We start from the raw sequence: 12,242 nt of genomic DNA, 5'->3' as shown, positions 1-12,242 counted from the left end.
TCCCGTGGTGTGAGGCGTACGTCACTCCCTGCTCATACCTTCATAAGTGGGGTTGCGGCGCGCAGAATGTCGAACCTCTTCGAGAAGTCCCAATGGAGGAGAGATCAATGAACTACGCGTTCGCCATCAAGTGGCTGAAGGCATTCCGCGAGAGCTCTGAGGTGATCACCGCGCTGTACGCGGACGACTTCGTCTTCGAGGACCCGATCCTCGACCAGTTCGGGATCACTGACAAGGGCGACCTCGGGCGGATCTTCGACCTGTACGCCAACAAGGACCGCACCAACGGCCTGGGCGTGCACAACTTCCGGATCCGCGGCTACTGGGGTGACCACAAGAGCGGTCTCATCCGTTGGGAGTGGGGCCCGGAGGACTGCACGAACTTCATCGGCCTTGACGTCGCCAACAAGCCGTTCGTGTGCCAGGGCCACACCTTCCACCAGTACAACGATGACGGTCTGATCGTCCGCGAGTCGTCCTGGTGGGAGATCTCGACAATCCTCGAGCAGATCGGGTACCCCGGCGCCGACAACCCCCGCCCGCTCGGTAAGACCGCCGTCCCGGCCTGATTTAGGAGAACAGACATGACCGACATCGAATACGCGAAGCGCTGGGCGGAGACCCGCACCACCGACCTGGACGCGCACCGCGAGCTGTACGCCGCCTCGAGGCACTTCGCCATCGACAGCCGTAAGGTCGAGGACCACGAGCTCGACACCATCACGACCGACGCTGAGTTCGCGGAGGGCATGGCGCGATACGTGAACAGCGACGAGACGAGTGGTGCCGGGGTCCACAAGTTCACGGTCACGGACGTACTCCCGGGCAACGGCCACATGCTCATCCACTTCGACTGGGAACTCAAGGGCGCCGACAGCTACTGCGGCCTGCCGACCAACGGCAAGACGCTCCGGACCAAGGGATCGGCGTTCCTCGACTTCGACGCGAACGGGAAGATCGAGATGGAGTCCAGTTTCGTCGCTGAGGTGCCCGTCTTCCAGGAGCTCGGCGTCGCGCTGATCACGCCGCACTACTGGGAGGAAGGGTTCGACCCGGCTTCGCTGGGCTGACCTACGCGCGACCCCCACGTGGCCGGAGACCGACAGGTCTCCGGCCACGAGTCATTTTTCCGCTCTGTGAAGTGGGTCACCCCATGGGAGGGGCCTGTTCCTCCCCTGAGGTGTCGCCCACGTCACACCGCCAGATCTAGGTTCGGAGGACCGCGGTGGTGGCCGGCAAAGAGCACCTGGTCACCACCGCGCGACCAACACCAGTAGCGACAATGCAGCAGAGAGCAGGGGCCATGTGGGGCACGATGCCAGACGTCCTGGACAGGGCATGCGGGTACTACACGAACTCCGTCGCCGTCGTCGACGGAGACCGGCGGATCACCTACGGCGAGCTGCGCGACTGGTCCAACCAGATCGCCAACGCACTGGTCTCCCTCGGCGTGCGGAAGGGTGAGCGCGTCGGGCTGCTGCTCCCCAACACGTTGGAGTTCATCCCGAGCCAGCACGGCATCTGGAAGGCCGGCGCGGTCCTCGTGCAGATGCCCGGTCGGGCGGCAGCCGCCGTCCACCGCGCCAACCTCGACCAGACCGAGGCCACCACGCTGATCTACCACTCCTCGTTCGACGCCGTGGTCGAGGAGATGCGGGCCGAGCTGCCGAAGCTTGGTCGCTTCATCCGCGTCGGCGGCGACGTCGAATCCTCCGCTGACCACGCGTTCGAGGCCCTGGTCTCCGGCCAGCCGACCGAGCGGCCTGACGTCGCGCTGGACGAGCACGACGAGGCGTACGTGCTCTTCACCTCCGGCAGCACCGGCGAGCCCAAGGGCGTCGTCCAGTCCCACTTCACCTGGTGTCACTACAGCATCACCGCCGGCCTCGAGATCGGTGACATCCAGCAGGGGGAGGTCTTCGCGCACGGCGCCCCGCTGACCCACTTCACCCAGATCTTCGTCCACCCGACGTTCCTGCGGGGAGGCACCAACGTGATGCTGCCGGGGCTCGAGGTCGAGACGCTCCTCTCCGCCGTCGAGCGCGAGAAGGTCACGGCGACCGCGGTCGTTCCGACGATCATCTACATGCTGGTGGACCACCCGAAGCGTGACTCCTACGACCTCTCCTCGCTGCAGACGATGATCTACGCGGGTTCGCCCATCGCCCCCGACCGCCTCAAGGACGCGCTCGAGGTCTTCGGCCCGATCTTCATCCAGACCTACGCCGGCACCGAGCCCGGATACGTGTCCTGCCTGCGCAAGACCGACCACCGGGTCGACACCGACGAGGACGTCAGGCGACTGGCATCCGGCGGCCGTCCGCTGCCGTTCACCCAGGTCACCATCCAGGACGAGGAGGACAACGTCCTCCCGGTCGGCGAGATCGGCGAGATCTGCTCCAAGCAGCTCGGCCAGATGCTCGGGTACGTCGACGCGTCGCGCAACGCCGAGGCGCTCCGTGGCGGCTGGGTGCACACAGGCGACATCGGCCGGCTCGACGACGACGGCTTCCTCTACCTGGTCGACCGCAAGAAGGACATGGTCGTCAGCGGCGGGTTCAACGTCTTCCCGCGCCAGGTCGAGGACGTGCTCCTCGAGGACGCCGACGTCGCACAGGTCGCCGTCGTCGGCATCCCGCACGAAAAGTGGGGCGAGGCGGTGCACGCCTTCGTCGTCGTCAAGGACCGCAGCACCGCCGGCGACGAGCTGGTGGCGCGGCTGAAGGCTCGGGTGAAGGCGGCCCTGGGGCCGGTCTCGGCGCCCAAGACCGTCGACTTCCTCGACGAGCTGCCCGTCAACCCCGCCGGCAAGGTCGACAAGAAGACCCTGCGGGCTCCCTTCTGGCAGGGCCGCGACCGCCAGGTCGGCTGAGACAACCACCACCAACAGGAGTATCCGATGAGCGTTCCGCACTACCCCCTCCAGATCAACGGCGACATCGTCGAGACCGACGAGACCCTCGAGGTGCGCAGCCCCGCGACGGGCGAGCTCGTGGCCACCGTGGCGAAGGGTGGCGCTGCCGAGATCGACGCGGCGGTCGCCGCGGCGAAGGCCGCCGACAAGAGCGGTGTCTGGCGCAACACGCCGCCGGCCGAGCGTGCCGCGATCATCAACACGGTCGCCGCAAGCCTGGCCGGTCGCATCGAGGAGCTGGCCGCCCTGCAGAGCAGAGAGAACGGCGCGACCATCCGCGTCACCGGCGCGCTGCATGTCGGCCTCTCGATCGCCAACATGCAGTCCGTCGCCGCCCAGACCCTCGAGTACGAGTTCGAGAAGGCCGGCCCGGAGATCGGCCCGGTCCCGGCTGAGGGCATCCTCCGCCGCGAGCCGCTCGGCGTCGTCGGCGCGATCGTGCCCTGGAACATCCCGCTGCTGACGATCGTCTGGAAGGTCACCCCAGCGCTGGCCGCCGGCAACACCGTGGTCCTCAAACCGGACGAGCACGCGCCGTTGCTCGCGCTCGAGCTCATGAAGGAGTTCGAGGCCGCAGGCCTGCCGAAGGGCGTCCTCACCGTGGTGGTCGGCGACGGCCACGACGCCGGCGCCCGCCTCAGCCAGCACCCCGACGTCCGCAAGGTCGGCTTCACCGGCTCCACCGAGGTCGGCAAGAGCATCCTCGGCGCCTCCGCCGACAACATGAAGCGGGTCACCCTCGAGCTCGGTGGCAAGGGCCCGAACATCCTGCTCGACGACGCCGACCTCGATGTTGCCATCGACGGCGCCATCTACGCCTGCATGGCGAACAACGGTGAAGCCTGCGAGGCCGGCACCCGACTGCTCGTCCCGAGCGAGCGCAAGGACGAGATCGTCGAGCGGCTGGTCGCCCGGGTGGCCACGATGAAGATCGGCGACCCGCTCGAGCTCGCCACCGACATCGGTCCGCTGATCACCGCCGAGCAGCGTGACCGGGTGCTCGCACACATCGCCAAGGCCCAGACGCAGGGCGCCAAGGTCGCCATCGGCGGGTCCGCCCCGGCTGGCGACGAGTTCGCCAACGGCTACTTCGTCGAGCCGACCATCCTCACCGACGTCACTCCCGAGATGACGGTCGCCTGCGAGGAGGTCTTCGGACCGGTCCTCAGTGTTCTCAGCTACGAGACCGTCGAGGAGGCCGTGGCGATCGCCAACGACACCGAGTACGGCCTGTCCGCGGGTGTCTGGGGCACCGACGAGGCGCGCGTCCTCGACGTTGCCCGCCAGCTGGAGGCCGGCATGGTCTACGTCAACGACTGGCATGTCCTCCACCCGGCGTACCCCTTCGGCGGCTACAAGCAGAGCGGCCTCGGTCGCGAGGGTGGCCCCAACGCCCTGGACCAGTACACGGAGCAGAAGTACATCTCCGTCGACCGCTCGGGCGGCGTCGAGAACAAGGCGTACGGCCTCGTCCTCGGCACCCCCGCCTGACCGCGCAACTCTGACCGAGGAGCAGTCATGCGCCAGCACGTGTCAGCGAGCAGCAAAGACCTCGTCGAGGCGGCTTGCCGTGAGCTGCTTCTCGGTCGGGGGGTCGTCGTCTTCGATGACGAGGACCGCGAGAACGAGGGCGACCTGATCTTCGCCGCCGAGCACATGACGGCGGAGTCGATGGCCTTCGTGATCCGTCACACCAGTGGCCTGGTGTGCGTCGGCATGGCCGGCAGCCGGCTCGATCAGCTCGGCCTGCCGGCCATGGTCGAGGCCGCGAGCGACCCACGCGGGACCGCGTTCACGGTATCCGTGGACCTTGCGAACCCGGCCTCGACGGGCATCTCCGCCCTGGACCGGGCGGCCACCGCGCGCGCCCTTGCCGACTCCCGGTTCGGGGGCGATCTGTTCACCAGGCCGGGACATGTGTTCCCGCTTCGGGCGCGTCCCGGGGGAGTCCTCCAGCGGGCAGGGCACACGGAGGCCGCGGTCGACCTGTGCCGGCTCGCAGACCTGCAGCCGGCCGGAGTCCTCGCCGAGATCACCAACGACGACGGCACCATGGCGCGGATGCCGGACCTGGTGCGCTTCGCGGGCGACCACGGCCTGGTGCTTCTCTCGGTCGCCGACGTCGTGCGGGTTCGCATGTCGACCCTGCACGGCGAGTTCCACGCCGTGACCAACCGCTCAGGATCCCGACTCGACCATGACCTCGGCGCCAACTGCGCGCCGGAACGGAGAGCATCATGACCAGCACCGTGACCCCCCCGACGAACGTCGATCAGAAGTTCCGTGCGGCCATGTCGGCCTTTCCCAGCGGCGTCACCATGATGACGACGGCCGGCCCGGACGGCGAGCCGCGCGGATTCGCGGCGAGCTCGTTCTGCTCCGTCTCGCTCGACCCGCCCTTGGTGCTGGTCTGCCTCGCCAAGACCGCGCAGTGCCACGACGCCTTCATCGACAACGACCAGTGGTCGATCCAGGTCGCGGGTGCTGCCCACGTCGACCTCGTGACCCGGTTCGCGACCAAGGGGGTGGACAAGTTCGCCGGCGGCGAGTTCGTGCCCGACCACCGCGGTGTTCCCGTACTGGTCGATGCAGCCGTGCTCATCGAGTGCGAGGCACACCAGCGGTACGACGGAGGTGACCACACCATCCTCGTCGCCAAGGTGCTCGACATCGATGTGGATGACCGGCCGGCCCTCCTCTACTTCCAGCGTGAGTTCCGGCACCTGGACCACTTTCCGATGCAGGGGGCCTTCTGATGGCCCTCGACACCCAGCCGCCCCCGGCGGCTGAGCAACCACAGCGGCCGCTGACGCCATCGGGCCGGATGATGCACCGAGCCCCGGCGGGCGTGCAACGCATCCTCGTCGACATGGGCGAGGCGGGCAGGCTGCTCGGCTATCTCGTGAAGACCGCGGTCAAGGAGCCCCGGGGCTACTGGACCGCGACCCGCGACGAGATGTTCTACATGCTGCAGTTCTGCTGGCTCCCGGTCACGCTGGCCGTGGGCGGATTCTCGTTCCTGATCGCCAACTACGCCTACGACCTGGTCGGCCTCCTCGGCGCCGGCAACCGGCTCGGGACCTACTTCGTCTTCGCCAGCCTCCGTGAGATCTCGCCCTTCGCGACCGGCATGGCCGTCGCGGGCGTCATGGGCACTGCGATGACGGCCGACCTCGGCGCCCGGAAGATCCGCGAAGAGCTCGACGCCTTCACCGTCCTCGGCATCGACGCCATCCGCACCCTGGTGCTGCCGCGCGTCATCGCGATCACCGTGATGATGGTCGCCTTCAACATCGTCGGCAGCCTCCTCGGCATGAGCATGGCGATGATCTCCGCGACCTGGCTCGGCACCACGTCTCCCGGCGCCTTCCTGGGCAACCTGCTGGGCTCCATGACGGTGCCCGAGCTCGTCGGCACCACGGTCAAGTGCACGCTGATCGGCCTCTTCATCGGCGTGGTCTCCGCGCAGAAGGGGCTCAACGCCAAGGGTGGGGCCGAGGGCGTCGGCCGAGCGGTCAACGAGGCGGTCGTCCTCTCGTTCGCCGCCGTCTGGGTCGTCAACTTCATCGTCAACGCCACCATGCTCGGGCTCAACCCCGAGATGCTGATCAGCAGGTAGGGGAAGAACATGACCACGACGCACGTCACGAACCCCACCACCGATGAGGACGAGGGCCCAGAGCTCAGCGTCAACAGCTCGGGTGGCATGGGTGGCTACAGCGACGGAAGCTCGCTGATCGCCGATCTCGGTGGCATCGCGCTGTTCGGCATCCAGATCGTCAAGTCGATGCCGGACGTCCGGCACTACGGCACGGAGGTGCTGCGCCAGGCCGGGATCATCATCCTCAAGAGCACGTTCATCATCTGGTTCATGATGTGCATGCTCGCCGCGGAGATCGCCTTGGAGGCGCACTACCTGCTCGCCCAGCTCGGCGCTGGCGGCTACACCGCCGTGTTCAGTTCGACCGGCGACTACACCGTCGCTCCGGAGATGTGGGGGTGGATCCTCTCGGCCAAGGTCGCGTGCGGCCTGGTCGCGGAGCTCGGCTCCATGCGGATCAGCGAAGAGATCGACGCCCTCGACGTCATGGGACTCGACTCCCGGGCGTATCTCGTCAACACTCGGGTGCTCGCGATGATCATCGTCACGCCGTTCATGTTCGTCACCGGCACCGGCCTGATGTACATCCTGGGCTACTACATGAACGTCTACCTGTTCCACAGCGTTTCTGGTGGCGGCTATCTGTCGGTGTTCTGGTCGTTCACGACCCAGCAGGACCTCCTGCTCTCACTGCTTCAGGGCACGATCATGGGCCTCCTCATCGTCCTGGTCGGTTGCTACTACGGCTTCAACGCGAGCGGCGGCCCCGTGGGGGTCGGCAAGGCCACCGCAAAGTCGATGGTGATCAACCTCGTCATCGTCAGCGTGCTCGGCGCGGTCTTCCAACAGCTCTTCTTCGGCGCCTTGACACGAGCACCGATCAGCTTCTGACGGCACGTCTGGTTCGGACTCCACCGAAAGGAAACCCGCATGTCCTCTCACACCGCCAGCCTCGACGAGGACCGCTCGTACGAGGAGATCTACTCTCAGGGCGTCATCGTCGACCACGACCCCAACCTGGACCACAGCGTCCGGATCAAGGAGGTCAAGAAGTCGTTCGGCTCCTTCGACGTCCTCACCGGGCTCAACCTGAACTTCGTCGACGACGCGATCACCACGGTTCTGGGTCCCTCGGGCACGGGCAAGAGCGTGCTGCTCAAGCACATCGTCGGCCTGCTCGAGCCTGACTCCGGGGTGGTGGAGGTGCTGGGGCAGGACATGTGGAGCATCAACGCGAAGGAGCGGCAGGAGATCCGCAAGCGGATGGGAATCCTGTTCCAGGACGGCGCGCTCTTCGGCTCCATGAACATCTACGACAACGTCGCGTTCCCGCTGCGCAAGCACACCACCAAGCGCGAGTCGGAGATCCGCAAGATCGTGATGGGTCACCTGGACGAGGTGGGACTCGCCCGGGCAGTCACGAAGTTCCCCGGCGAGGTGTCTGGCGGAATGAAGAAGCGTGCCGGCTTCGCACGCGCCCTGGTCCTCAACCCGAGTGTCGTGATGTTCGACGAGCCCGACTCCGGCCTCGACCCGGTGCGCACCAGCCTGCTCAACGACCTGATCCTCAAGATGCACGCCGAGCACGGTGGAACCTACGTGCTCGTGACCCACGACATCCGGACCGCCCGCAAGGTCAGTGACTACGTGGGCGTGGTCTGGCAAGGAAAGCTCATTCACTACGGCGAGACGGAGGAGGCCTTCAACTCGGACATGCCCTTCGTGCGGCAGTTCCTGTCCGGAGACTCCGTCGGCCCCCTCGGAATGGACTGAACGACGATGCGACGAATGCGATGGCTGGCCCTGGCAGGTGTAGGGGCAGTCTTGGTTGGCGGCCTGGCCACGATGGGTGGGGACGACTACGAGGTCGACCTGGTGATGCCCTCGGCGGCTCAGCTGTCCGAGCGGAGCTCGGTGTGGATCAACGGGCATGACGCCGGGAAGATCACCGCCCTGGACGTCAAGAACGGGAAGGCGATCGTCACGGTGTCCGTCGACGAGGACTTCGCGCCGCTCCATGACGGGAGCACCACTCGGGTCGAGTGGGTCTCGGCGGTGGGCGAGCGAGTCCTGACGATCTATCCCGGACCGACGAAGAATGCCGCGCTCCCGGAAGGAGCTCTCGTCGAGGGCACCTCGCGACAGGTCGAGGTCGACCAGGTGCTGCAGGCGCTCGACGAACCGACCAGGAAGCGCCTCACGACGCTCATCGGTCAGCTTAACGACACCGCGGGCGGTCGAGAGGACGAGACGCGTGACACGATCCGGGGCGCCTCGGCAGCCGTCGGCGCGCTCGGGGAGGTGCTCCAGGCAGTCGGCCAGGACGGCCCCGCCATCCGGGCCCTCGTCACACAGCTCAGCGAGCTCACCGGCGCGGCCGCCTCACGCAAGGACGGCATCGCGAACACGGTGCAGCAGCTCAACGAGATCTCCGAGGCGACCGCGCGCGAGGAGAAGGAGCTCAACGAGACCCTGGGGCGCCTTCCACGAGTCCTCCAGACTGCGCAGGGCACCCTCCGCAAGGTGCCCGGCGCGACCGAGCCGACCGTGGACCTGCTCGAGGACCTGCGTCCCTCCACGCAGCTGCTTCCGAGCGTCAGCGCAAACCTGGCACCGACGCTGGTCGACCTGCGGCCGACGGTGGCCGAGCTGCGCCCGTTGCTCTCGGATGCAGACGAGCTTCTCGCGCAGACCCCAGGGTTGCTCGATACGAGTCACCAGGTCGTGCCCACCCTCAACAACTTCGTGGACGACGTCGGACCTGCGATCGCGTTCCTGCGTCCCTACACCCCAGAAGGCGTCGGTGGCGTCGGCAACTGGGGCCAGGCATTCGCCCCGTACGACGGGGCGGGGCACACATGGGCAGGCCTGCTCGGCCCAGGCACCAACTTGGTCAACGAGAGCCCCGTGCCCTTGCCGACGGCCCGCCAGAACCCCGCCCCGCCGCCGGGGCAGCCCGAGGGCCAGCCCTGGACCGACGCGAATGGGAGTGAGATCAAATGACGAAGAAGACCTTGATCGCCGTGATCACGGCGCTGGGCCTGGTCGCCGTTCTCGGGTTCGTACTGATGGGCCGAGGCGGAAATGATGACCAGGCCGAGCTGGTCGCCGTGTTCGACGATGCCAGTCCGCTTGTGCCGGGCAACGTCGTCAAGGCCTCCGGCGTGGACGTCGGAAAGATCACCGATGTCGAGCTCCGCGACGGGAAGGCTCAGGTCAAGATGCGCATCGACCGCAGCGTCCTGCCGCTCCACGAGGACGCCAAGGCGACCATCACCACCCAGGACCTGCTTGGAGAGCGGTTCATCCGGCTCCACCGAGGCAGCCCGGACGCACCGTTGATGTCGGCGATGACGATCCCCACGAAGAACACGGACCGGGTGGTCGATCTCCAGGATGTGCTCAACGCCGTGGACACGCCGACATCGGTGGCCCTCTCGGCGCTGCTCACCGAAACGGGCGAAGGTCTGCAGGGTCGTGGGAAGCAGGCAGACGAGGCGCTTGCGGCCCTCGCCCCCGCGATGAAGCAGACGAGCGACCTGGCGGAGATCCTCGAGGACCAGAATGACCTGCTGACCCGACTGGTGGACAACACCCAGCCGGTCGCGTCCTCCGTGGCTGCCGACGAAGGCCGTCAGCTGGACCAGCTCGTCGACTCGGCCACCCAGTCCCTCGAGATCGTCGCCTCGGAACGGGCCGCCCTCCAGGCTGCGCTGGCCCGGTTGCCGCAGACCTTGCGCAGCGCCCGAGCGGCCCTCGCCGAGCTCGCCGGCACAGCCGAGCCGACACGTCGCACCCTGAAGTCCCTGCGGCCGATCACCGACGACCTCGATGACGTCAGCGGCGAGCTGCAGAAGTTCGCCGACGCAGCAGACCCGGCACTCGGATCGCTTCCGCCCGTGCTGGAGCGCGCCGACCAGCTGCTTGCCGAGGCAGCACCCGTCGTGTCCGCACTGCGCCCCGCCGGCAAGGACCTCGTCCCGACCTCACGATCGGGAGCCCAGCTCATGGGCACCGCGCTGAGCGGTAAGAGCCTGACCGACCTCATGGAGTTTGCCGAGGGCTGGTCGCTGGCAACGAGCGACTACGACGCGATCAGTCACTACTTCAAGGCGATGGTGCCGCTCTCGCCCAACTCGATCGGTGACACGGCTGCGGGGATCGCGCCGGTCGTCCCCGATGACACCGCGCACGGCCTGCCGGTGCCGACGGCGCCGGAGATCGAGCAGAAACCGCGCGAGGGCGCGGCCGAGGACGATGCGATCGGCGGGCTGCTCGGCGGTGCCGCAACCGATGACGACAGTGCCACCGGCCTCTCCTCGAAACAGGAGAGCAGCCTCGTGGAGCAGTTCCTGGGAGGTCTGCAGTGAGCATCAAGGTGACTCCGGAGTTCCGGACACGTGCCCTCGCCTTCAAGGCCGGACTGATTGTCCTGGTCGTGCTGGCCGGCATCCTGTTCGTGACGTTCAAGGCTCAGACTGGGATGCCATTCGCCAAGACCACCGAGGTCCAGGCACTGGTCTCCAACGTGCACTCGCTTCGTGCCAATGACGCTGTGCGTCAGTTCAGCAAGCGGATCGGCCGGGTGAGCTCGATCGACTACCAGGACGGCGCCGCCCTGGTGACCATGGAACTCGACGGCGACGTCGACGTATACCGCGACGCCCACGTCGAGCTGTGGGACCTGTCCGCGCTGGCCACCAAGTTCGTCGCGCTCGATCCGGGCACGCCCGAGGCGGGAGAGATCGGTGACGAGCCGATCCCGGCCAGCCAGACGGATGACTCCGCAGACGTCTATCAGCTGCTCGATGTGCTCGATCCGAAGACGCGGAGCGCGGCGACCTCGACCCTGCGTGCGCTCGGCGGCGGAGTCGCCGGGCATGCCAAGGACATCCAGCATCTCCTCGCGGCTGCCCCCGATCTCCTGGGCGACCTCGGCGCCGTATCTGCCGCCCTCGCTGCCCCCGAGACAGATCTGGTCGGGCTCCTGGACAACGTGGAAACCGTCTCCGGTCGGCTTCGTGGCCGGGAGTCGGAGATGCGCCAGCTGATGGACCGCAGCCAGGAGACACTCGCCGCCGTGAGCGTCGACTCGGGAGAGCCGCTCCGCCGCACGGTGGACCAGCTGCCGCAGACGCTCGAGCACACCGAGCGTGCGATGAGCAGCCTCCAGACCCCGCTGGCGGACACGGGGCACGCGATGAGGTCCCTGCGTCCCGGAGCCGACGCACTAGGCCGCTCGGAACGCGACCTCCGCGGCTTCCTGCGTGAGTCGGTGCCCGTGGCGAAACAGGTCCCACCGGTCGCGAAGACGGCGATCCCGGCGGTCGAGGACCTCACCCAGACGGTCGCGGATGCGCGCCCGCTGGCCCCGATGGTGCGCCAGGCTTTGGCCGACCTCAAGGTGCCGCTGGGTGTGCTTGCCCCGTACGCCCCCGAGATGGCCACGCTGTTCCTCCGTGGCCGGAGCTTCGTCTCACAAGGACCGCAGCCCGGTGTCCGCTACGCACGGCTCGGACTGACGCCAGGGGTCAACACCGTCACCGGCGGACTGATCGCATCCGGCGACGCCAGCCTGCCGCAGAACATGTACCCGCGCCCGGGCGAGGCGCAGAACGACCGTGCCGAAGGCCTCACGCCTCCCGGCCTGCCCTTGGGAGTGAACTGATGACAACGTCTCGTCCGAAGTTGGTCCTGTCATCGCCGAAGACTGTCGGCGTGATCGTC

Annotated in this window: 12 protein-coding genes; all 12 read left to right on the top strand. The window is 67.4% G+C overall.

Annotated features, from left to right (window positions below):
- The first annotated feature begins 107 nt into the window (after positions 1-107).
- The 12 genes from ACFVDI_RS05445 (at position 108) to ACFVDI_RS05390 (ending at position 12,183) form a co-directional block, all read left to right on the top strand.
- Complete coding sequence (locus ACFVDI_RS05445) at positions 108-569, top strand: hypothetical protein (RefSeq protein WP_179658620.1); 462 nt, start codon at positions 108-110, stop codon at positions 567-569.
- Positions 570-584: 15 nt separating this feature from the next.
- Entirely contained in the window at positions 585-1,070 is a 486-nt protein-coding gene (locus tag ACFVDI_RS05440) for a hypothetical protein (RefSeq protein ID WP_179658619.1), read from the top strand.
- 245 nt (positions 1,071-1,315) lie between these two features.
- Positions 1,316-2,872, top strand: a complete 1,557-nt coding sequence (locus ACFVDI_RS05435; RefSeq protein ID WP_246321486.1) for an AMP-binding protein — start codon at positions 1,316-1,318, stop codon at positions 2,870-2,872.
- A 27-nt stretch (positions 2,873-2,899) separates the two neighbouring features.
- Entirely contained in the window at positions 2,900-4,405 is a 1,506-nt protein-coding gene (locus ACFVDI_RS05430) for an aldehyde dehydrogenase family protein (protein WP_350716036.1), read from the top strand.
- A 27-nt stretch (positions 4,406-4,432) separates the two neighbouring features.
- On the top strand, positions 4,433-5,155 hold the full coding sequence (ribB, locus tag ACFVDI_RS05425) for a 3,4-dihydroxy-2-butanone-4-phosphate synthase (RefSeq protein ID WP_179658617.1): 723 nt from the start codon (positions 4,433-4,435) through the stop codon (positions 5,153-5,155).
- Positions 5,152-5,670, top strand: coding sequence for a flavin reductase family protein (locus ACFVDI_RS05420; RefSeq protein WP_008357912.1), 519 nt, complete (start codon positions 5,152-5,154; stop codon positions 5,668-5,670). The genes ribB and ACFVDI_RS05420 overlap by 4 nt, the downstream gene beginning before the upstream one ends.
- Positions 5,670-6,533 carry an ABC transporter permease gene (locus ACFVDI_RS05415; protein WP_246321485.1) on the top strand — a complete coding sequence of 288 codons (864 nt, stop codon included), beginning with the start codon at positions 5,670-5,672 and terminating at the stop codon, positions 6,531-6,533. The genes ACFVDI_RS05420 and ACFVDI_RS05415 overlap by 1 nt, the downstream gene beginning before the upstream one ends.
- A gap of 9 nt (positions 6,534-6,542) precedes the next feature.
- The gene (locus ACFVDI_RS05410) at positions 6,543-7,406 is read left to right on the top strand and encodes an ABC transporter permease (protein ID WP_179658615.1); all 864 of its coding nucleotides are present in this window, start codon (positions 6,543-6,545) and stop codon (positions 7,404-7,406) included.
- Between the two features lie 39 nt (positions 7,407-7,445).
- On the top strand, positions 7,446-8,288 hold the full coding sequence (locus tag ACFVDI_RS05405; protein ID WP_179658614.1) for an ABC transporter ATP-binding protein: 843 nt from the start codon (positions 7,446-7,448) through the stop codon (positions 8,286-8,288).
- 51 nt (positions 8,289-8,339) lie between these two features.
- Positions 8,340-9,518, top strand: coding sequence for an MlaD family protein (locus tag ACFVDI_RS05400; RefSeq protein WP_246321484.1), 1,179 nt, complete (start codon positions 8,340-8,342; stop codon positions 9,516-9,518).
- Positions 9,515-10,885: an MlaD family protein gene (locus ACFVDI_RS05395; protein ID WP_179658612.1), complete on the top strand. Its 1,371-nt coding sequence runs from the start codon at positions 9,515-9,517 to the stop codon at positions 10,883-10,885. Before ACFVDI_RS05400 ends, ACFVDI_RS05395 begins: the two co-directional genes overlap by 4 nt.
- Positions 10,882-12,183 (top strand): MlaD family protein, encoded by a 1,302-nt coding sequence (locus ACFVDI_RS05390; RefSeq protein WP_179658611.1) that lies wholly within the window; start codon positions 10,882-10,884, stop codon positions 12,181-12,183. The genes ACFVDI_RS05395 and ACFVDI_RS05390 overlap by 4 nt, the downstream gene beginning before the upstream one ends.
- Positions 12,184-12,242: the final 59 nt, after the last annotated feature.

Source organism: Nocardioides sp. NPDC057767 (assembly GCF_042798275.1).
Taxonomy (GTDB): Bacteria; Actinomycetota; Actinomycetes; order Propionibacteriales; family Nocardioidaceae; genus Nocardioides.
This window is presented reverse-complemented; position numbering and strand designations above follow the sequence as displayed.

What these genes read in the sequence shown, in the direction of transcription:
- ACFVDI_RS05440 (WP_179658619.1), top strand. Translation starts at nt 585, where the DNA reads ATGACCGACATCGAATACGCGAAGCGCTGGGCGGAGACCCGCACCACC.
- ribB (WP_179658617.1), top strand. Translation starts at nt 4,433, where the DNA reads ATGCGCCAGCACGTGTCAGCGAGCAGCAAAGACCTCGTCGAGGCGGCT.
- ACFVDI_RS05420 (WP_008357912.1), top strand. Translation starts at nt 5,152, where the DNA reads ATGACCAGCACCGTGACCCCCCCGACGAACGTCGATCAGAAGTTCCGT.
- ACFVDI_RS05435 (WP_246321486.1), top strand. Translation starts at nt 1,316, where the DNA reads ATGCCAGACGTCCTGGACAGGGCATGCGGGTACTACACGAACTCCGTC.
- ACFVDI_RS05430 (WP_350716036.1), top strand. Translation starts at nt 2,900, where the DNA reads ATGAGCGTTCCGCACTACCCCCTCCAGATCAACGGCGACATCGTCGAG.
- ACFVDI_RS05415 (WP_246321485.1), top strand. Translation starts at nt 5,670, where the DNA reads ATGGCCCTCGACACCCAGCCGCCCCCGGCGGCTGAGCAACCACAGCGG.
- ACFVDI_RS05405 (WP_179658614.1), top strand. Translation starts at nt 7,446, where the DNA reads ATGTCCTCTCACACCGCCAGCCTCGACGAGGACCGCTCGTACGAGGAG.
- ACFVDI_RS05410 (WP_179658615.1), top strand. Translation starts at nt 6,543, where the DNA reads ATGACCACGACGCACGTCACGAACCCCACCACCGATGAGGACGAGGGC.
- ACFVDI_RS05445 (WP_179658620.1), top strand. Translation starts at nt 108, where the DNA reads ATGAACTACGCGTTCGCCATCAAGTGGCTGAAGGCATTCCGCGAGAGC.
- ACFVDI_RS05395 (WP_179658612.1), top strand. Translation starts at nt 9,515, where the DNA reads ATGACGAAGAAGACCTTGATCGCCGTGATCACGGCGCTGGGCCTGGTC.